Raw genomic sequence first — 19691 nt, 5'->3', positions numbered from 1 at the left:
TATGGGGATTAACTAAAATTCTTCGTGAGAAAGCTCCATATTTAACATAGAACCAGCAACATTACCAGAACGTACCGCGTTTGCAACAGACCTAAATCTTGTAGTATTATCTCCGCAAGCATAAACTCCGTGTATATTTGTTTTTTGCATATCATCTACTTGTATATAACCTTGGTCTGTAAGTACACAACCTATTTCTTGTGGTATGTTTGTATGTTGTTTAAAGTCTATTTGAACATAAATGGCATCAAAATCTTGTTTACTATTATCGTTATAAATTACACTTTTAACTGCGCCGTTTTGGTGTTCTATCTCTATTATTTCTTTTTCAATAATAGAAATGTTATTCTTTTTTATGTTTTTTAATTGTTCTGCGCTAAAGTTATGCTTGCCTTGTGTAATAATTGTAAGCTGCTTACTTAAATTATGTACTAATGGTATTAGGTGATAGGCTTTATCTCCGTTAGATAAAATAGCTGTTTTTTTGTTTTTAAATTCATAGCCATGGCAATAAGGGCAATGAATAACAGATTTTGCCCAAGTCTCTTTAAGGCCTTTAATTTCTGGTAATATGTCTTTTACGCCAGTAGCAACAATTATTTTTTTTGCATTGTAGGTGGTACCAGATTGCGTGTTTACTCTAAAACCATCTGTTACTTTTTTAGCATTTATAGCAGTATCAGAAACTAGCTTAACGCTGTTATAAGCTAATACCTGTTTCTTAGCTTTTTCAGAAATTATGTTTGGTTTTTCCCCGTCTTGTGTTATAAAATTCTGAGAATGTGGTGTATCTCTGTTGCAAGGTTTGCCTGCATCTATAATTATTACATTTCTAAGAGAGCGACCCAAAGTCATTGCGGCAGATAAACCAGAGTAACTACCGCCAATTATTATTACATCAAATATTTGTTTTTGTCTCATAGGATTTAGTTTAGTAATTGCAGATACAGATAGTGGAATTGCTATAGCTGTTAAAGCCAAAGCACTTAATTTAATACTTTCTCTTCTTTTCATATCCGAAAAATTTTTACAAATATAATATAATTAGAAACTAATGCAACTATGTCGCATTAGTTATTGCAAGTTTGTCGCACTAATTAATTTTGGTTAGTTTTGTTTAATGAAGAAACGCAGAAATACAGAGACAAAGGATGCTGTTTTAAAAGTGTTAGAAAATGCAGGCAAAGCATTAAGTAGAGATGCTATTGAGCAAAAAATTTCTATTGATATAAATAGAGCAACGGTTTATAGAGTTTTAAATAGATTTTGTGAAGACGGAGTTTTACACAAAGTAGTAGCAGAAGATGGTAAGCAGTACTTTGCAATTTGTCTAAACTGTGAAGAAAAGTTGTTACAAGAACAGCATTTTCATTTTAAATGTACCAAATGTGATACTATTGAATGTTTGCATATTGCTGTAAATTTTACGGCTCCTACTGGTTATGCTGTAGAGGGTGTTAATTGTATTGTAACCGGTGTTTGTAAAGATTGTACCTAAGTTAATTTATCTGTTTTAAACAGCTTATCCCATAAAATAGTGTAAAATCCATAGTTTTTACGAAACAATTTGTGATGATTTTTGTGAAAGTAATTGGTAGTAAATATTAAAAAGTAAGGCTTGCTTAATTTGGTGTTTAAATGAGTTATAACACCGTAAAACCAATTAAAAATTAGAAAAGCTATAAACCCATAAATATTTAATGTAAACAACAAAGCAACTACCGTTAACAATAAGCCAAATAGTATAGATTCCCAAGGAGACATATAATACAGGCTTACAATATTAAAACGCTCTGTATGCTCATGATGCTGCAAGTGAATTGTTTTTATAAAGCTAATATTATGTGATGCCCAATGTAAAGCATACATTAGAACATCTAAAAATAGAAACAGAATTAAAAAACTAAGCCAAGGGTTATCATCAGTAAATACAATAAAGCCTTTTATCCACAAAACATATCCAGGAATAGCAATTAAAATATTAATAAATAGGGTTAGGATAGATGATAAGACTTCTTTTTTTGTAATGGTAGATTGGTGTTTGTATACTTTGTTCCACAACAGGCTTATGCCAATATTTAAAAGATATCCAGCAATGTTTAAGCCAATTAGTAAAGAAAAAAATGTTGTAAAGTCTTTAAGGTCCATTTACTAATTTTAGAAGTGGATTATCTTTATTAAATATACTATTATTTATATTGATAATTTAATACCCTCTGTAACCATACCTGTACCGATTATGGCAAGTATTAAGCCCATTAACTTACCTATTACCGAAATTAAATTATCGCCTACTTTTTTTACAATTACATCACTTAAAGTAAAGGCTAAATAAGTAAGCATAATCATTAAACCAAATATAAGAATTACTATTCCTATATGGGTATAACTAGCATTGGTAACATTGTTCATTGCTGTTACAATAGTTCCTGGGCCAGCAAGTATTGGTATTGCCAAAGGGGAAATACCTACATTGTTGTCTTCTTCTGTGTTGTTGCTGTGTATTTTAGATTTTTTTGACATTAGCATTTCAAAGCCAACATAAAAAATAAGAATACCGCCAGTTATTTTAAAAGCAGGAATTGTAATGCCAAATAACTCAAAAATATATTTACCTGCTATAATAAATGCAGTTACAATTATAAATGCAGTAATAGTAGCTGTTTTAGCAATTTTCTTTTTATTCTCTTTACTTTTTTCCTCCGTAAGGCTCAAAAAAATAGGCGTGTTAGCAATAGGATTCATAATTGCAAAAAAGCCCATAAAAACGCTTAAAGCAAAGGTAACTAGGTCTGGCATAGCATTTTATTTGGTTGTAATTTCGAATTTTTTTTGTTTAAAATAATTATATCTACTATTTATATAAATATAAGTGTTTAATTAGGCATAAACCTATTAAAAGATTGCCAGTATTTGTCTTTGTAAATATCAAAATCTAGGTCAATTACATTTTCATATTCTTTTTTTATTTTATGTAAAATTTTAGATGGTTTTCTAAAGTCTATACAAGCAAAATATACTTCTCTGGTGGATTCTGCTGTTTGTCTACCTACGTTTAAAAAACCATCAGAATCCTTTAAATCTGCTGTTATTTTATCTTCAATTTCATTTAACAATTGGTAGGTGTCACTGTCTGGCATACCGTTATTATTATCACCATCGTATTTTATTTCCATTACGGAAATCCAAGGATGAGACGCTTTGCTATCCCAAGCAAGTAAATCTGTATTTATAACAGCAATTAATGGTAATCCGTTTTTTAAAGTAGCCTCTAAACTAGAGTAGCTATCGTTATCTGTATTATGCCTTAAGCCTTTGTATTTTTCTACAAATTCTTTTTCTCTCCATATTAAAAAGTCTTTAAGCTTTTCTAAAGGAACTAAATCAGATTCTGCATCTTTAGGGTCAATAATAGTTACGTTGTCTATTTTGGTAATAGAGTTTAATTCGCCTAATGAATGATCTAAAGCAAGGTATACACCATTTGTAATTACAGGTCTATCTTCCTCGTTAAAATCTTTATGGGTAATAGTAATATCTATTTCATCGGGCATATATTGGTGTTCAGTAGCATAAAAGTTCATTTTTTCATTATTAAACTCATAGTCTTCCATTTTAATTCCAAACTGTCCTAGATCAGACGGCTGTTTAAGAGCCGTTATTTTCCAGTTTTTCATTTTAGGAGCTGCAGCTACCAACTCTTCAACAAATACTATGTTTTTTATAACACCATCTGCTGTTAAAATTAATTCTGCCGTGTTATCATCAAACATTCCTGCTAAAAACCAAAAACCATCTTTAACCTCTTCTAGTTTTGGTGTAAGTTTTTCGAAAAAATCTTTATTTACATTTCCATTATCTTTTATAACATTGTAAAAATCCTGTTGGTTTTGAGTAAACCATTTCCAAAAATCTTCATAAGAGTTTATAGGACCTTCTTTTGATTTAAATAGTGATTTTAAAAAGCTCATATATTTTAGTATTTTATTGCTTGTAGTAAATATAAGAATTTTAAACAGGTGGTTATTTCCTAAAAATTTTGCTATAAAAAATTAGCTATCCATATGCTTTGTTTTACAAATGAATAGCTAATTTATATATGTTTAATGTTATTATCTAGAGATACTAGTTGTGCCTTGGCAAGTCCATTGCGTTTCTGTATCATTATAAGCTGTAAACGTATTTGTGCCTGTAAAGTTACCTGTATCTTCAGAAAAAGTATAGTTACCTACAAATTTTCGCTTACTTCCAGAAGGTAAGGTGTAAATAGTCTCTAATGTTAAATTATTACCATCTATAGTGTACATAGAGCTAGATAGGTAACCAGGATCTTCAAACTCTATTGTGTTATTTTCTAAAAACTTAAACGCATAAGGATCTCCTACTTCTAAATCGTAATCATTATCACAGGTTTCTCCTAATCTTTGAAAAAGCCAAGAGCCCTCTAAAACAGTTTCTTCTAAGCTTTTTGGAGAATTGTCGTCGTCAGAAGAACAAGAAAATAGTAGTGTGGTAAATAGTAGCGTGAAAAATAATTTTTTCATATTGTAATTATAGTTTAATTGGTTAAACACAATTAACGCTAGAAAAGAGGTTATGTTGTTTGTGAATAAGGTTTATAGATACTAGTTAGGACTAACGCATTTGTTTTTATCTTTTTAAAGAAAAATGACCTTTAATTGGTTTTTCATTAGCAAAAACAGCAAGAAACCAATAATCTGTAGAAGGCAATTTTTTGCCATTATATGTTCCGTTCCATTTTGGAGACCCTGGGTATAACACTTTTAATAGTTTGCCATAACGGTTATAAATTGATATAGACTCTGCGCTTATTTTCCTTGGCCAAAAATCGTTTATACCATCATTATTTGGTGTAAAAAATGGTGGGTAATCTAGGCTAAGATCTGTACAAGGATTAGTAATTAATTTAAAAGAAGTTTCTTTATAACAACTAGGGTCAGTATTACTACTTACTCTTACAATTATTTCTTCATTTGGGTATTTGTTTGTGTAAGGGTTTGGTAGTGGGCTAGGTAATATGTCACCATTATTATTAGTGTAAGTAACCGTTACATTTGTTTGGCCGGCTAAAACAGTTGTTTCTACTGTAGAGGTATCAAAAAATTCAGATATGTTATTGGTGTCTGTATCGCACCCAATTATATCTAGTGTAGCATTGGCAATAATGGTAGATACAATTAGCTTAAATGTTGTTTTTTTAGAGCAAGAGGAACTAGCATTATTAACTTCTACTTTAATAACTTCTTGGTTGCTAATTTTGTTTTTGTATGCCGGTAGTTCTGTATCCAGAATTCTATCTCCGTTTTCATCGTAAAAATCAATACTTGTGTTATTTGGGTCAAGTAAAAGATTAGATTTTATTGGAGTTAAATTAAAAATAGCAAAGCCATCTTCATCATCATCGCAAATAGTTATGTCGCTTATTGGAGTTATAGTTGTAGTAGCGGTTACGGTTACATTAATAATTTTTGTTTCTGAGCAATTAGAATTGTCCGAAATGGTAACATTATAAGTCCCCGCATTTATTGAAGATACATTGCTTATAACAGGGTTTTGTACAGTACTTGTAAATCCATTTGGGCCTGTCCAGTTGTAGTATACACCAGTTGTTGCAGTTAACTCTAAGTTGCTGCCAGAACATACAGTTGTAGTTGTGCTGGTAGGAGGATTATAGTCGTTAACATCCATCTGGAATTTAAGCATCCAGTAATCCCATAAACCATTGCTATTTTCTGTTTTGTTGCCAGATGCATTAGATGCAGACCAACCACCAACAGTATAACTACCGTCATTAGTTTGTAACACTGTTGTTAAATTGTCTATGTTATTACCACCAAAAGATTTGTCCCACTCAAGGTTACCAGTTTCATTAAGTTTTACAACCCAATAATCTCTATTGCCGTAAGATGCTTCCGTTTTATAGCCAGTGTTTTCAGAAAAAGAAGCCATACCCAAAATAAAACCATTATCACTTGTTTCTCTAATATTTCCAAAAAATTCAGTGCTATTACCCCCTATTGTTTTATCCCAAATTAGTTGTCCGTTGGTATCTATTTTTATAACCCAAACATCTGTAGAATTACAAAAAGAGTTTTCAGTTTTTTCTCCGGAGATATTTGAAGCAGATTCTCCTCCAATTACAAAATTACCGTCTGACGTTGTTTGTATAAAATATGCGCTATCACCGTTATTACCTCCGTATGTTTTTTGCCAAATAATACTGCCAGTAGGGTCAATTTTTAAAATCCAATAATCTTGTAGCCCTCTAGAATTTTCAGTTTTTTCTCCTGATATATTTGAGGAAGAAAATCCTGTTAATATAAAATTACCATCATTAGAACTAACTATAGATTTTAAAATATCTATATCACTACCACCATAAGTTTTTTGCCACTCTTCTGTTCCGTCTGGTGCTATTTTTATTACCCACATATCTCTTAAACCCCTAGCGTTTTCCGTCTTATCGCCAGATATACTAGAATCTGATTCTCCTCCCATTAAAAATCCGCCGTCTTGGGTTTCAATTATGCTCCAAAGCTTATCTGTACCAGAACCGCCAAATGTTTTGTCCCAAACAATATTTCTAGCGGCATCTAGTCTTACAACCCAGTAATCATCTCCACCTCTAGAGTTTTCTGTTTTGTCGCCAGATGTGTTAGATGCGCTATAACCACCAATAATATAGCCACCATCTTTAGTTTGTTTGGTAGAGGTTGCGTACTCTGTATCATTACCTCCAATAGTTTTTTGCCATATAATTGCACCAGTTGCATCGTCTAGTTTAAGAATCCAATAATCATTATTTCCTTTTATATTCTCAGTTTTATCGCCAGAGGTATCAGAATAAGAATAGCCTCCTAATATATAATCTCCATCATTAGCTAACTCTGTAGAGAAGAGCCACTCATTACTAGAGCCACCAATAGTGTTTTGCCACTGTACAGTTTGTGCATAAATATGAACTGAAAATAATATGAAAGTAAAAAATAAAAGGTAGGTAGTTCTACTGTAGTTAATCATTAGTGGTTAATTCTAAAATTTGGTTTTGGCTTTATTTTTACATGAAATTACATACAAAGTACTTGTATGGTAAATTTTAGTGTAATAAAGTTCCTAAATTATAAAATTAAACTTGATGAAACTAAAAAAATACCTTAGTTAGGACTAACGCATTTGTTTTTAATATTTCTTCCAGGAAAAATATCGTTTAATGTTTTTGATAACTTCTCCCAATCTGAAGTCATTTTTTTTGCTTGCTTTTTTGTAATAAGTATACCGCCGTTTGCTATTTTTCTGTCTCTAACTATTTTATCAAAATAAAAAACAGTAAAATCTATAGCTGTATTGTCTTTAAACTTACTCTTAACGTCTTTTATATTTTTTTCAGAGTCATCAACAAAAATTATAGCCTTGTATGTCCTGCCTGTTCTACTCAATATATGCGCTATCATATCTCCCTTATTCATACCTGTGGTCATCATAAGCCCGTCTCTGTAGCTCATTTCTCTATCTAATGTATAATTGTAAACTGCTTTAGAGCCATCAATTTGTGTTATAGGATATTTAGATAAATTTATGCCATTTTTTAGTAGTTCTCTTTCTGTAGCGGTTCTGTATCTAGGGCTCCTAGACGTTAGTGCAAATACGGTTGTGCCATTATTTTGCCAGTTGCTAAGGTATTTGGGTATTAAAGAGTCTGTTAGTTTCATTGTGCCAAGCTCGTACAACAAGCCAATAACATCTTCATAAAAACAGTTTTTAATTTTCTGTTTTTTTGTTGGTATGGCATTTTTAATTTTACCTCTTTGCCAATTGTACCAAATGTCTCCGCCAAGGTCTACATTGCTGGTTAAAAGGGTATTGTCTATATCTACAATAACAAGTACATTTTCTACGCCGTATTCTTTAGTTTTTTTAGCTACAAGGTTGTTTACATCTTTAAAACTAAAAATAGTGCTGTCTTTTAATGTTTGTGCCTTAATATTTATACTTATGAGTAGCGTTAATACCATAAGAGTTACAGACTTCTTTTTAATCATAATAGCGTAGTTTTTACTGGGGATAAAATTACATATTTTGAGTTAATTAACGAATACAAAAAGAATAACTACGAAAACAAACTGCTTTAAAAAGATTTTTGCAGAACCAATTACATTTAATAATTATTAATAGAACTGTTAGATTTTTAACGGCTCTATATTTTAATTAAAAGTAAAAATTACAAAAAAATAATTATGGAAGAATCAGTTGTAGATTTAGTTAATGAGGATTACGCTTTTAGACAGTTTAGCAATGGTATAGCTATTTTAAATTATGTAGGAGAAGCTAAAAACATTAGTATACCAGATTATATTAATGATAAGCCTGTACTTTATATTTATAAAGAGGCTTTTTGCGAAAAAGGAATTGAAGCAGTTACATTGCCTAGCTTATTAGAATATATAGGGGAAGATGCTTTTTATGATAATGAAATAAAAGAGGTAATAATACCAAGTAAAGTAAACAAAATAGGTGGTGGCGCCTTTGGACGTAACAATATTGAAAAACTTGTAATTGAGTCTAATGTTGAATTTTTACCAATGTTTTGTTTTGTAGGTAATGCTTTAACTAGTTTAAATTTACCTAAATCTGTAAAAAATATAAGTAACGATTGCTTTGCAGAAAATAATTTTGAAGAACTAATTATACCAGAGCACATTACAGAAATACCAAAACAAAGTTTTGCAAGTAATAAAAAGCTTAAAAAAGTTACGTTACCATCAAAATTTGAGAATTATATAGACAGTATATTTTATAAGTGCGACATGGAGAATATAGAGTTTACTATAATTTAGAAAAGACTTACTACTTTGCTTTATTTGGGTATCTAGCTGATATTAAAAACTTGCTTTTATAAAGTAAGTTTTTAATATTAGAAAGTTTGATAAGTATAACTATAGTTTTAAATCACTGTTTAATGCCATATAAAATTAGTTGCAGCAATAGTTTATAAATTAAGCTTTGTTAATGCTTTGTTGTAAAATAATATTTGGCTCTGTGTTTTTATTTTTTATAATAATTAGTGCAACCATTATATTAGGAACCCAACATAGCCAAGCTACAATTTTATATGCACTTACAAAATCTCCCATAGCAATGGTTAATATAGGAAGCCAAATCCTTAATGTTACAGCAGCAAAGCAAGCAGCGTAGCTTAACACCATAAACCTTGTATGTAAATTAAGATTGCCTTTTTTTATTGCTTTAAATCCCATAAAAGTGGTGGTTAGCCAAACTAGACCTAATGAAAAAAAGCCGAGTATGCTGCTAATACCTCCAGTTGCGTAAAGAGCAATGTAAAGTCCACAAAATCCACTTATGAAAACAGAAATTATATAAACTTTACCTAGTAATTTATGTAAATTCTTCTTTTTTAAACGTAACCTATGGCTAAATTGTAGCCATCCTATTAATAAAGCTATTCCTCCAAGTGTTATATGCCCGTAAAAAGCGATGTTCCATAAAATATCATTTAATAGCTCGGTAGTCTTAGAAGCTAATAATCCAAATCTTCTGTCAATTAAAAAGTAAATTACTGGATATAAACCAATAAGGGTAGATAAAATTCCTATAATAACCCAAAAAACCTTTTTCATAAAATAATGTTGTTTTTTAGGTAGACTGTATTGGTATAAAAATGTTACAGTTAAATTAACATTTTAAGCTTATGGTCATTTTCAATTAAAATAAAATGTTTATTAAATTACTATAGTAAGAGAGATGTAAGATGTATAATAGTCTGATATATAATTTTTTATATGTTAATTGTTGGTTTAGGTTACAATTTACCAATACCTAAATTTTGGTATTGGTAAATTATTGCTAATTAAGCAGAAATTATAAACGGTGTTAGTTAGTGACTTTATTTTTTCTTAATGATGGCAGGTAGTATATATTCATTCATCATTTTATCAATATTAGCGTGTGCTCTAGGACTATTGTATGCAGAAGAAGTAATTACAATAACAAAAGGAATGTCTTTAAAAATAAAAATTTTATTTCCTCCACGACCGCTACAATAAGAGACTTCATATTCTTTATTGTTGTATTTATAAACTTTATTCCAAAATAAATAGCCATAGTAACCATTTTCAGTTGGTCGTTTTACTTGTTTATCTAAACTTTTTTTAACCCATTGTTCACTCAAAACTTGCTTTCCATTCCAAAGCCCTTTATTCTTATATAATTGTCCGTATTTGGCAAAATCAATAGCTCTTAATTGTATGCCACCAGCAGTATTACCAACTTTTTGCGGTGTATATTGCCACTTGTAATCAGTAATACCAAGAGGGGCAAATAACTTTTCATCAGCATAAGAGACTAAACCATTAGGAACAGATTTATGAATAACATCTCCTAATATTACTACACCAGCTGTAAAATAAATGTAGTCTTTTCCTATAGATCTACTTTTTTGCATAGGTAAATCTAGTGTAAACTTTACCCAGTTTTTTGTTGGGTACATATTTTCTTCATTTCCAGGATTGCTGTAATCATCATCATCACCAAGAAGCCCAGAACTCATTGTTAACAAGGATTTTAAAGTTATAAAATCTTTTTTTGGACTATAATTTTTAAATGATGTTAAGTTGTAAAAGTCTTTTAATAATACGTGTTCGTTTTTTATAAAACCCTCTTCAATTGCAATTCCCATCATTGTTGAAGCAATAGTTTTGCCCACAGATCTTGGATCATGCAAACTATTTCTGGTTTCACCATTAAAATATTCTTCAATTAAAAGTTTATTTTCTTTTATAACTACAATACCATTAATATTCTCAAAACGGCCTTCAGCTATTTTTCTATTTAAATCTTTAATTTTTGTATTATTAAAATTGTCTTTTGATAATTCCCAGCCACTATTAGGTTGTATTTTTTGTACTGAAATTAGACTTTTATCTATTGGTACCTTAGCAGCATTTATATTAATACTACCCTTAGCCAAAATAGGTCCTATTTTTAAGTCATCCTGTTTAATATAGGGTCTCACTTCTATACTTAAAGTATTACTGTTTTTACTAAGCAAATCTTCTGCACCATTTAGTTTCATAAATTTTATCCACATAAACCAACCCCAATAATCTAGTTGTTTTGGTGCAGCAAGACGTATTGTATGGTTTAGCTTTTCGGTTTTAGAGGCTTTTAACCCTGCTCCTTTATTTAGGTTTTCTACATAAATTATTTCCCCATCAATTAGAAATGAAAATTGAAAATTTCCTATATCTAATAATTGTTCTTGTGTAAGGTTTGGTGCTAGTAATTGTAGACTTTTAATTAGAGGCTTGTCTAGAGCAAAATGAATGCTTAGAAATTCATCTTTATTTAATGTAAAGTTATTTGTATAATTATCTGGTGTAAGTTTAATTTTTTCAACATCAATTTTTGAAAAATACAAGCTCTCGATTTCTTTTACTTGATAATTTTTAGATGTTGTGCTTTTTATATTCTTACAAGATAGTATTAAGCAAGCAAAAAGCATTAGGTAATAATTTGATTTCATAAATTTGATTGTATGTTTGATTGAATGTTTGATTGAATGATTCAACAAAAATACTACTAAAGAAAAGTATCAAAAGCCCCATATTATAATATGGGACTTATTTTAAGCTATGCAGAGGTGTTTTTTATTGACTTTTTGTAGTCTAAAGGAGTTATACCCTTAATGTTCTTAAAAACTCGGTTAAAAGTTGTTTTTGAATTAAAGCCACATTCAAAAGAGATACCCAATAGTGTTATATTATCATAATTGCCGCTATTTAATTTATCAATAAAAGCATTTACACGGTACTCATTTACAAAATCGGAAAAGTTTTTACCCAAACCATTGTTTATTATTTTAGACAAAACATTTGGATGAATGTTAAGATTATCTGCCAGAGATTTTAATGTTAATTCTGAATTAATATAAAAAAGATTAGTCTTCATTTGTTCTTTTAACCAAAGTGCTTTTTCAATAATCTCTTCAGGTTGGGCTTCTTTTTCAAGATTACCTTTTTCTTGTTTGTTAGATTCAAGAAATATAATTTCTGGTCTTAAAAAAGCCTCTGCACTAATCCAAATAGTTACAATAGACAGTAATATATAAATTGGGTAATAATCACTTATGCCTAATTGAAAATTAAATACTAAATAATCTATAATTGTGTAAGGTGTCCATAAAAACCAAAGTATGGCAAATAGTACAAGTAACCTATATAACCACCTTAAGCTATATGCATCACTATTACTATAATTTTTGTTTAACCAAGAGTGATATTTTTTTATTGATTTTAATGCATAAATACTATAAGTTATGATAGAAATAATTGCTAAAAACTGAACTATAGGTATTAATTTTATAAAAGAACCTGTTTCAACACTAATAATATTATTTGCAAGTGCTTCTCTACTTATGATGGAATGTATAATTAGCTCAAATAATAATGGCAAAAAGTGAATACTATCTTTCTTAGTAATACGATAGCTTGAATTAGTTATTTTTTTGACATAAAAATATAATAAAGGACCAAGCGCCAAAGAATAATTTAATGGTATTAAATAAAAGTACGGGAAATAATTACTTATTTCAAAATCTAAACTCAATACCCAAACATTCCAAAAAATAATAATAAACATTGCCAAACCAAGTAATACGTTCGCTTTTCTATTTATCCGTTTTGTAAATATTAATAACAGCCCAAACGTAGTACCTATGAATACAGATACTATTATAATAAAGTTAAAAAAGGTTAAGTTAAATTCACACATAGATTTTATACTCCTATTATAAGGCTATTTATTGTTGGCATAAATTTTAGTGGTAAAGTCAATCTATTTTATGTGTTCAGTAATTTTCTAATGTATTAGACTGTATAGCAGTTTTATTTTTTCAATTCATTTAGTTCAAATCCATAATAAAAGTTATTTAACTTTCCTTTCGAACTTTGAAGTCCAACTATGTCCATTATTTCCTGAAAATAAAGTAAAATCCTTTCTCTGTCTTCAGAATCATATCCTAATTCCATTTCCGGAAATTTTAAAAGTCCAATTCTTATTGCTTCTTGATATTTCTTGTCGGTTGATTTTTTCGGTCAATATTGGTCTCAATTTTTCATCAGATATATTTGGTGAATGATTTTCCGCATAGAATTTTTTCTTTACAATAAATTCTATAAACTTCTCATTCGCATTTTCAGGTGTTTTTATTTCGGTTGCATTTTGTCCATAAACAGATAAAGTTAAAAGCAGAACTAATATTTTGATGTATTTCATCATTTCTTAAATGTGTGCTAACGTTTTTGTATAAGAATAGTTGTGTGTTTAATGCACTAAAGTTAGCAAATAAATCACAGATAGAAAGTCCGCTAGTCCCGACGCTTGGGGATTCGTAAATAAGCTAGAACTAGGAATAAATTATATATGTAGTTGTAAATAGCACTTTTCCTTATTTTCTTAATCAACCTAAAATCCGGTCATTTTTTATTTTCCATTCTCCGTCCTCATTTATCAAGCCATATGCTTCTCTTGATTTTCCGAATGGTCCTGGATTTTGTTGAATAATCTCAATTTCGTTTTCGGTTACTTTAGATACTATAGAAACGTGTCCATATTTGTTCAGAGCAGTTCCTGAGTAAATTATTAAATCATTTTTTTTCGGTTTGGATTTACTTGGATTTGTATACTGCTTTAAATTGCGCTGTTTGTTTAATTCTCCGTCCTTAATTCGTGAGTTGAAAAAGTCTTTTGCGTGTCCATAACTGTCAGGCATTTTGTGATTTAGTTCCTCGTAATAATATCTTTTTACGAATTCTACACATTGGTATTTCAGTCCAATATTATAACCATCTTCTGCTAAGGCTCTTCCGTCCACATTTCCAACTCCGCCATTATAATAAACAGCAACTCCGTTCAGACTATCAATTTTTTGTCCGACTTCATAATTCGGATTCAGATTGATTTTTTTAGATAGGAAAAACCCAATAACTAGTATAATCAGGACTCCGAGTATTAGTAAAAATCGTTTTTTCAATTCGTTAGTAGTGTTTTTGTGTATGATTTCGTTGCGTGTATTAAGCACTAAAGCTAGCAAATAAAACACAGATAGAAAGTCCGCGAGGACTTTCGTAAGCAGGCTAGAACCAAGCAATAAAATATATGCATTGTTAGCCATCAGGCTTTTCATCTGAATATTTCAGTCAGATAAACAATTCCAAATATCCAACCTAAATACAATATAGTATAAGTCAACGAATAAATTGCAGAAATTCCGATATCTCCTTTCGTTTCTGTTGATTTTGAAAACACAAATTTTAAAGCTCGAAAAAACACCCAATAAAGCATTGCTAAAATTATAAAAATCGAAATCCAAAAAAATGCCTCCAGCAAAATCAGAAGAAGGAAGATTATAATAGTCATTCCAATCCAGAGTAGAATCGACATTATTAATCCACCAATTCCGTCTCCAACTTCTATACTTGGCAAATCAGGTGCAGTTCCAGATTGTGCAATAAAATCTCCAGTCTTAAATTCTCTAAATTTAGGAAAATTGTCTTTTAATCCAATTCCTTTGTAAAGGCCATAAGTCATAAACAAGAAAAGTGCTGTTCCAATTATGGATAACGATAAATATAAATTCGACGTTACATTTCGGTTATAATTTTCGCCAGTCAGATAAACAGTCAGAATTGTAATTCCGATGACAAGTAACGAAACTATAAAGACGGATATTCCTTTTTATTTTTCAATATGGGTTTTTTTCAGCTTGTGGCTAACGGTCTCGTATAAGAATAGTGCGGTTTTGTGTGCGAGGATTTTCCGCAGGAAAATCAGACGTAACAAAAATGCACTAACCTTTGATTAAGCACCTAATTTAGCATTATTTTTATACATTGTTGTAGCACGTTTTTATTCCGTTCTAAATTTTTCATTGATAAACATTATTCTTTTTGCATATGCAGTCGAATCTTCTGCTTTTTTGTTTTTGTCAAACGCAATAAATTCAACTAGTCCTTTAATTTGGTTGTGCTTTTTGTCAAAAATCTTTCTTTTAAACGTATAGTCCTTATCAGCGTCGAAGGCTAATGTAATCATTGATGTGTCTTGTGGAACCATAAAATATAAGTCCGATTTTACAACTTCGTAATCAGGATAGTAAAACTCAAAATCTACTTTTAAAGAGTCATTTACATTCCATTTATTCTTATGAAAATTGGTTTTGTAAAAGTGGCTTTTTTCAATAATTGAATCTCCGTTTATGTCAAAAAAAATGGCAGTATTCAAATAGGTAGAATCTGGTCGAATTTTGAATGCACTAAAATCAACCGTTTCATTTTTGTTATCAATAAAAAAAGGGTTTGGAATAATGTAATTCCGTTTACAAATTATCTTATTGTTTTCGTAAAACAAATGTTCTCCTAAAGCCATTTTATTAATGTAAATTCCTTTGCGTAAAGTGTCTTCTTTTTCGTTAAACTTTACCTTAAATTTTCTGCTATAATTTTTTCCGTAAATCGTTGTTTCTGAAAGAGTAAGATATATTATTTCAGAATTTCCATTATCAAATTTTGATTCTACCTGAAACGATTTTTTGTTACAACTGATTAAAAATATAAATGTGATTATTGTGATTAGTACTTTGTTCATTGATTTGGTCAAATGTGCTACAACGGTCTTGTGTATGGTTAGTTGCGTGGTTAAGCAACTAATTTAGCAAACTTTAACGAACCCGTGAAAATTCCGAAGGAATTTTCGCAAGTAGGCTAGAGCCAGCAATAAATTATATATGGTGTTACCACCAGTTATTTTTTTATTCGGCTTTGTCTATTTCGGTCAGTCTCAAACATTGTGATTTCAATTGCTCTTGTTGGATAAATGTCATATTCAAAATTTCGAGAAATCAAATCGTGCAACTTTCCGTAATCTTTATTTTCCGCAATATTTTTAATTCCGTTTAGATAGTCAAGGTAGAGTTGTGGTCTATCAATTCCGTAACTACTTTTCTTTTCTGTTAAATATCTAAAAATTCGACTGTCCCAAATCGCATAATCTCTCGGATTGATAAAATGCAATAGTTTAGAAAGTCCAACCAAAGAATTGTTTATTGATTTTTTTAAAATTCCGATTTCGTTTTCAGTCAAAATGTGTCCGCTTTTTACAGCATTTAATAAAAACAAAACTTTGTCTTTTTGTTCCAAATTCAGGTGGATTATTGTTGGCATCCAACCATAAACGAAATGACTTGCGATTACCAAATTATGTTCATTTATATCTCCAGCGTTTATTTTGTCAAAATATTTTATGAATTCTGTATAAGTTTGGATATAAGAGTCGTTTTCAGTTAGGATAAATTTTTCCGCATCTTTTAATATCGTTTCAAAGTTCAGGTTTTTCAATTCAATTCGGGTTTTTCGTTAATTGTGGGCAACGGTTCGGCTATGATTAGTGCGGCGCAGAAATTAAGCGAATTTCCAGCTACGCGCTAAGCAACAGCTTTGGGTTTTGTTTTGTTTTTTTCTTGCACGAAGCAAAATCCCAAAGATTTTGCGACCTCATAAATTTATACAGACCTTGGCGTAAAGACCGAAATCCGTATTAATTATAGGCATTGTTACAAGCTGGCTTTTCTCCAGTTAAATAGCATAACTCGTTTTCGATTTTCAATGTCATTGACTCTAACTGTAGTAACGTCTTCAATTCTATAAAATACAGTTCCTTCATCTTCTCCCATTTTCCCTACACAATGCAGAATTAGGTCCGTTTCAGATAGTTTGGTGATAAATCCCGAAAAATAGTCCGTTGCGTTAATTTCCAATCTTGCAATTCGTTTAGAGCCTTCTAATTGTTTTAAAACTCCTAATTGCCACTCTTCATTGTCATTTAACTCAATCTCGAAACCTTCATCTTTATCTAATTCAGATGAGTAATCAATTAAGCATTGCATTGCTTTTGCGTAGTCATCATCAAAGTCCACACTTTTTATGTTTTCAATCCTTTCAATTATGATTCCATCGGATTTTCCGTATTTAGTGAAGTGTTGAATAGTTACTAATTCCTCATTATAATTTTTTACATAACCTGCCCAAAATCCGTCATCATCATTATATTTCCAAATCCCGATAATTTCTTTGTTCTCTTTTGACTTTTTTAAAATATCAAATAAAATACTTTCGTTCATTCTTATTTTTTTTGAGCTTGCTTGTAACGTTCTGTATATGGACAGTAGGTCAGGTTTAAAGTACTTCACTTTCGGTTTACCACCAAGCCAAAACAAACATTTTTACTTTTAATTTTTATTTCAATAAACGTCAAAACTTTGTTTTGGCGTTGCCTGCTTAACGAACAGGACTTTCAATTTATCTCTAAACGCCCTATTGGCTATCCCCCCTTGTTGTAGCGCGTTTTTATTTCTTTTTTCAATTCTTCCAATTCTGCAATTTTCACCTGAATCACGGTTTCGATGACAGCTGTATTGTTTTTCAGTCTTAGTCGATCAACTGGATTATTGGGTTCGTCTTCATAAATTATTTCAGTCTCTAAATCAGTGGTCGAGATTTCTTGTCTTCTGTCTTTGAAGAGTCGGTAGTCAGTCATATATGAAATCCTTTTTGCTTCTAAATTCAGAACTTCTCGTCCGACCGAGTTCCATAGTGTTATTCGAAGTAGGTAAAATCCAACTCCCCAACAAAGTATGAATGAAAATACGATTCCGATATGAGGTCCGTCTCCATAGGTCAAAACGAAAAATGTCGCAGCAAGCGGAATTAATGTCAGAATGGTCAGAAATAAAGTCAAAACGATTCTAATGAAAACAGGAGTTTTTTTAGTAAATATGGTCAATCTTAAACCACTTATTTCGATTTGATTCTTTTTCATTTTTTTAAATGTGCTACAACGGTCTCGTGTATGAATAGTAGCGGATTTCTACTCACAAACCTTTCAGTTTTTCACTGACATTTATTATATATTTATACTTTCATTTAGCACTCAAATCGCTATTACTTATACACATTGTTGTGCTTTCGTGCTTTATTCCAATTCTTCTCCTTTTAGAAGTCGTTCAATGTTCTTTTTGGTGTCTTCATTTGGTTCAATGTCTTTTAGTTCTTTTATCTTTTCAGTTATTTCATTCGACCAATTCTCCATTTTCCATTTATCCAATACTCTGATAGCCATATTTCTGTTTCGAGTTACAGGACTATCTAAACCGACTAGAATCAGTTTCTCTCCTTTTTTTGGGTAATTTTCTAAAAACGTTATCACACTATCCAATGAAGAATGCTTTTGATAGTCATCTCCAATTCCAGTCGAATCTTTTGGTCCAGAGCCTAAAAATTCTAGTGGAAGATTTTTAACTGCAAAGTCTATGATTTCTTCAACATTATTTTCTTTTGCATTAGCGGTTACATCATACCAAGCCGAACTATCTACTGGGTTTTGTTTTAGTTTTTGCCAAACTGTATTCCAAATGTCAATCCCAAGTTTTTGAGCAGCCTGTTTACCATTCCAATATTCAATATTGTCAGAACTTTTTAGAGCAATTTTGACTTCTTCTGTCCAATCTTTTGAATTTAATAATTTTGTTATGTCAATTAAACAATTGGATAAATCATTCTGATTCCAATTCTTTAAGGTTTCATTTTCTTCTGCTGATTCTTCTAGGTATTCTTTGATTCTATGAAGCGTTATATAATTTGAAATATTGAGGTTGCGTGTTTTTGAATGCCTAATAAAGTTTTCAATGGTTTCGCAAGAATCGTCATAACCTGACATTCCAACAGCAGGACCTTCATCGATTAATGCTATAATTATATTACTAGCAGAAGAATAAAGATTGTTGTCAATAGATTCTACAGTTAGTTTCTCGTTGAGCATTCCATTTTTAGCACAGGTTAGAGCTAAATACTCATACATAATATTGTTTTTATAACCTTCAAGTACAATCCAATCTTTAATCTCACTATTCAACTCCATTTCAGATAATCTATCAACTAACTGAATTTTTCCCCAACCATCAACTTGTTTGGCAAGTTCCCATAAGTCATTAACTAAGTTGTCTGATAAATTTGAAAGTGCAATAGTTGAAAAAACCGTAAACTCATCGTGAAGTCCTAATATTTTAATGTTGTTAATTGGTTTCTTATTTTGGCATAATCCAAGAATAGCAATTCCAAATTTTACTGCATTTCGATTATTTGTTTTAGAAGCTAAATTGTTTGCATAGTTAAATAGATAAGGTTCAACTGGCAATGAACTTTGAACTAATTTCTGCAAAAACTCATCTATAATGCCAATTACACTTTCATTTTCTGTGATTTCTCTATAAAAGTCTGATTTACTTTGATTATCTCCATTTTTGGCAATTTTACTAATTAAGTTAGAGAGTTTTTTTATTCTAGATTTAGATTCTTCCGATTCGTCTGCTCCAAACATTGCATCCATTAAACCTGGTGCAAATTTTATTTCATCATCAGATTTTTTTTCGTCAGGAAGAGTTTCAGCAGATTCTTTTAAAGAACCATCTTCATTAATGTTTCTTTTTAAGTGTTGAAGTATTGATTGCTCCGTTTCCCATTCAAGAATTTCCTTTGGTTCTTCGTTTTTCAATAAATTTTTAATCCAATCTATCATTTTCAGTTTTTTCTTGTATGAAGCAC

Annotated in this window: 21 protein-coding genes; 2 read left to right on the top strand and 19 right to left on the bottom strand. The window is 30.5% G+C overall.

Features of this window, described 5'->3' with window-relative positions:
* Positions 1 to 12: 12 nt before the first annotated feature.
* Positions 13 to 1014: an NAD(P)/FAD-dependent oxidoreductase gene (locus tag AX016_RS03405; RefSeq protein ID WP_330400295.1), complete on the bottom strand. Its 1002-nt coding sequence runs from the start codon at positions 1012 to 1014 to the stop codon at positions 13 to 15.
* A 106-nt stretch (positions 1015 to 1120) separates the two neighbouring features.
* Here AX016_RS03405 and AX016_RS03400 point away from each other — a divergent pair, with 106 nt between their 5' ends.
* Entirely contained in the window at positions 1121 to 1498 is a 378-nt protein-coding gene (locus AX016_RS03400; protein WP_100894274.1) for a Fur family transcriptional regulator, read from the top strand.
* Here the strand turns inward: AX016_RS03400 and AX016_RS03395 are convergent.
* The 6 genes from AX016_RS03395 to AX016_RS03370 all read right to left on the bottom strand — a co-directional run bounded on the left by AX016_RS03395 (position 1495) and on the right by AX016_RS03370 (position 8060).
* Positions 1495 to 2148, bottom strand: a complete 654-nt coding sequence (locus AX016_RS03395) for a sterol desaturase family protein (RefSeq protein ID WP_100894273.1) — start codon at positions 2146 to 2148, stop codon at positions 1495 to 1497. The genes AX016_RS03400 and AX016_RS03395 overlap by 4 nt on opposite strands.
* A 45-nt stretch (positions 2149 to 2193) precedes the next feature.
* Complete coding sequence (locus AX016_RS03390) at positions 2194 to 2799, bottom strand: MarC family protein (RefSeq protein WP_100894272.1); 606 nt, start codon at positions 2797 to 2799, stop codon at positions 2194 to 2196.
* A 77-nt stretch (positions 2800 to 2876) separates the two neighbouring features.
* Positions 2877 to 3971 (bottom strand): DUF695 domain-containing protein, encoded by a 1095-nt coding sequence (locus AX016_RS03385; RefSeq protein ID WP_100894271.1) that lies wholly within the window; start codon positions 3969 to 3971, stop codon positions 2877 to 2879.
* 141 nt (positions 3972 to 4112) lie between these two features.
* Positions 4113 to 4544, bottom strand: coding sequence for a hypothetical protein (locus tag AX016_RS03380; protein WP_100894270.1), 432 nt, complete (start codon positions 4542 to 4544; stop codon positions 4113 to 4115).
* Between the two features lie 106 nt (positions 4545 to 4650).
* Complete coding sequence (locus tag AX016_RS03375) at positions 4651 to 7041, bottom strand: T9SS type B sorting domain-containing protein (protein ID WP_100894269.1); 2391 nt, start codon at positions 7039 to 7041, stop codon at positions 4651 to 4653.
* A 134-nt stretch (positions 7042 to 7175) separates the two neighbouring features.
* Positions 7176 to 8060 (bottom strand): DUF2608 domain-containing protein, encoded by an 885-nt coding sequence (locus AX016_RS03370; RefSeq protein WP_100894268.1) that lies wholly within the window; start codon positions 8058 to 8060, stop codon positions 7176 to 7178.
* A gap of 195 nt (positions 8061 to 8255) precedes the next feature.
* Between AX016_RS03370 and AX016_RS03365 the strand changes: the two genes are divergently transcribed.
* Positions 8256 to 8855, top strand: a complete 600-nt coding sequence (locus AX016_RS03365) for a leucine-rich repeat domain-containing protein (RefSeq protein WP_100894267.1) — start codon at positions 8256 to 8258, stop codon at positions 8853 to 8855.
* A 159-nt stretch (positions 8856 to 9014) separates the two neighbouring features.
* On the opposite strand, the gene AX016_RS03360 is transcribed toward AX016_RS03365, so the two are convergent.
* From AX016_RS03360 to AX016_RS03310, 12 genes are all read right to left on the bottom strand, one after another.
* A complete protein-coding gene (locus AX016_RS03360; protein ID WP_100894266.1) occupies positions 9015 to 9656 on the bottom strand; it encodes a DUF2306 domain-containing protein in 642 nt (213 codons plus the stop codon).
* A gap of 266 nt (positions 9657 to 9922) precedes the next feature.
* Positions 9923 to 11560 carry a serine hydrolase domain-containing protein gene (locus AX016_RS03355; protein WP_100894265.1) on the bottom strand — a complete coding sequence of 546 codons (1638 nt, stop codon included), beginning with the start codon at positions 11558 to 11560 and terminating at the stop codon, positions 9923 to 9925.
* A gap of 107 nt (positions 11561 to 11667) precedes the next feature.
* A complete protein-coding gene (locus AX016_RS03350; protein WP_232732593.1) occupies positions 11668 to 12489 on the bottom strand; it encodes a helix-turn-helix domain-containing protein in 822 nt (273 codons plus the stop codon).
* A gap of 431 nt (positions 12490 to 12920) precedes the next feature.
* Positions 12921 to 13064, bottom strand: coding sequence for a DUF4844 domain-containing protein (locus tag AX016_RS17330; RefSeq protein ID WP_232732592.1), 144 nt, complete (start codon positions 13062 to 13064; stop codon positions 12921 to 12923).
* Positions 13048 to 13314, bottom strand: coding sequence for a hypothetical protein (locus AX016_RS03345; RefSeq protein ID WP_232732591.1), 267 nt, complete (start codon positions 13312 to 13314; stop codon positions 13048 to 13050). Before AX016_RS03345 ends, AX016_RS17330 begins: the two co-directional genes overlap by 17 nt.
* A 181-nt stretch (positions 13315 to 13495) precedes the next feature.
* Positions 13496 to 14068, bottom strand: a complete 573-nt coding sequence (locus AX016_RS03340; RefSeq protein ID WP_100896791.1) for a CHAP domain-containing protein — start codon at positions 14066 to 14068, stop codon at positions 13496 to 13498.
* Positions 14069 to 14217: 149 nt separating this feature from the next.
* Positions 14218 to 14625 carry a hypothetical protein gene (locus tag AX016_RS03335; RefSeq protein ID WP_232732590.1) on the bottom strand — a complete coding sequence of 136 codons (408 nt, stop codon included), beginning with the start codon at positions 14623 to 14625 and terminating at the stop codon, positions 14218 to 14220.
* 318 nt (positions 14626 to 14943) lie between these two features.
* Positions 14944 to 15681, bottom strand: coding sequence for a hypothetical protein (locus AX016_RS03330; RefSeq protein WP_100894262.1), 738 nt, complete (start codon positions 15679 to 15681; stop codon positions 14944 to 14946).
* A 155-nt stretch (positions 15682 to 15836) separates the two neighbouring features.
* Complete coding sequence (locus AX016_RS03325; RefSeq protein ID WP_100894261.1) at positions 15837 to 16430, bottom strand: hypothetical protein; 594 nt, start codon at positions 16428 to 16430, stop codon at positions 15837 to 15839.
* Between the two features lie 215 nt (positions 16431 to 16645).
* Positions 16646 to 17212, bottom strand: coding sequence for a hypothetical protein (locus AX016_RS03320; RefSeq protein ID WP_157811076.1), 567 nt, complete (start codon positions 17210 to 17212; stop codon positions 16646 to 16648).
* 200 nt (positions 17213 to 17412) lie between these two features.
* Positions 17413 to 17910: a hypothetical protein gene (locus AX016_RS03315; RefSeq protein WP_100894259.1), complete on the bottom strand. Its 498-nt coding sequence runs from the start codon at positions 17908 to 17910 to the stop codon at positions 17413 to 17415.
* A gap of 153 nt (positions 17911 to 18063) precedes the next feature.
* Positions 18064 to 19665, bottom strand: a complete 1602-nt coding sequence (locus AX016_RS03310) for a hypothetical protein (protein WP_100894258.1) — start codon at positions 19663 to 19665, stop codon at positions 18064 to 18066.
* Positions 19666 to 19691: the final 26 nt, after the last annotated feature.

Origin of the sequence: Cellulophaga sp. RHA19 (genome assembly GCF_002813425.1) — a bacterium.
GTDB lineage: Bacteria > Bacteroidota > Bacteroidia > Flavobacteriales > Flavobacteriaceae > Cellulophaga.
The sequence above is the reverse complement of the archived record's forward strand: the minus strand, read 5'-3'. Positions and strand labels throughout refer to the sequence as shown.

Excerpts from the sequence above, each read along its gene's own strand:
- AX016_RS03405 (WP_330400295.1), bottom strand. The coding sequence starts at position 1,014 with ATGAAAAGAAGAGAAAGTATTAAATTAAGTGCTTTGGCTTTAACAGCT.
- AX016_RS03400 (WP_100894274.1), top strand. The coding sequence starts at position 1,121 with ATGAAGAAACGCAGAAATACAGAGACAAAGGATGCTGTTTTAAAAGTG.
- AX016_RS03395 (WP_100894273.1), bottom strand. The coding sequence starts at position 2,148 with ATGGACCTTAAAGACTTTACAACATTTTTTTCTTTACTAATTGGCTTA.
- AX016_RS03390 (WP_100894272.1), bottom strand. The coding sequence starts at position 2,799 with ATGCCAGACCTAGTTACCTTTGCTTTAAGCGTTTTTATGGGCTTTTTT.
- AX016_RS03385 (WP_100894271.1), bottom strand. The coding sequence starts at position 3,971 with ATGAGCTTTTTAAAATCACTATTTAAATCAAAAGAAGGTCCTATAAAC.
- AX016_RS03380 (WP_100894270.1), bottom strand. The coding sequence starts at position 4,544 with ATGAAAAAATTATTTTTCACGCTACTATTTACCACACTACTATTTTCT.
- AX016_RS03375 (WP_100894269.1), bottom strand. The coding sequence starts at position 7,041 with ATGATTAACTACAGTAGAACTACCTACCTTTTATTTTTTACTTTCATA.
- AX016_RS03370 (WP_100894268.1), bottom strand. The coding sequence starts at position 8,060 with ATGATTAAAAAGAAGTCTGTAACTCTTATGGTATTAACGCTACTCATA.
- AX016_RS03365 (WP_100894267.1), top strand. The coding sequence starts at position 8,256 with ATGGAAGAATCAGTTGTAGATTTAGTTAATGAGGATTACGCTTTTAGA.
- AX016_RS03360 (WP_100894266.1), bottom strand. The coding sequence starts at position 9,656 with ATGAAAAAGGTTTTTTGGGTTATTATAGGAATTTTATCTACCCTTATT.
- AX016_RS03355 (WP_100894265.1), bottom strand. The coding sequence starts at position 11,560 with ATGAAATCAAATTATTACCTAATGCTTTTTGCTTGCTTAATACTATCT.
- AX016_RS17330 (WP_232732592.1), bottom strand. The coding sequence starts at position 13,064 with ATGGAATTAGGATATGATTCTGAAGACAGAGAAAGGATTTTACTTTAT.
- AX016_RS03345 (WP_232732591.1), bottom strand. The coding sequence starts at position 13,314 with ATGATGAAATACATCAAAATATTAGTTCTGCTTTTAACTTTATCTGTT.
- AX016_RS03335 (WP_232732590.1), bottom strand. The coding sequence starts at position 14,625 with ATGACTTATGGCCTTTACAAAGGAATTGGATTAAAAGACAATTTTCCT.
- AX016_RS03330 (WP_100894262.1), bottom strand. The coding sequence starts at position 15,681 with ATGAACAAAGTACTAATCACAATAATCACATTTATATTTTTAATCAGT.
- AX016_RS03320 (WP_157811076.1), bottom strand. The coding sequence starts at position 17,212 with ATGAACGAAAGTATTTTATTTGATATTTTAAAAAAGTCAAAAGAGAAC.
- AX016_RS03315 (WP_100894259.1), bottom strand. The coding sequence starts at position 17,910 with ATGAAAAAGAATCAAATCGAAATAAGTGGTTTAAGATTGACCATATTT.
- AX016_RS03310 (WP_100894258.1), bottom strand. The coding sequence starts at position 19,665 with ATGATAGATTGGATTAAAAATTTATTGAAAAACGAAGAACCAAAGGAA.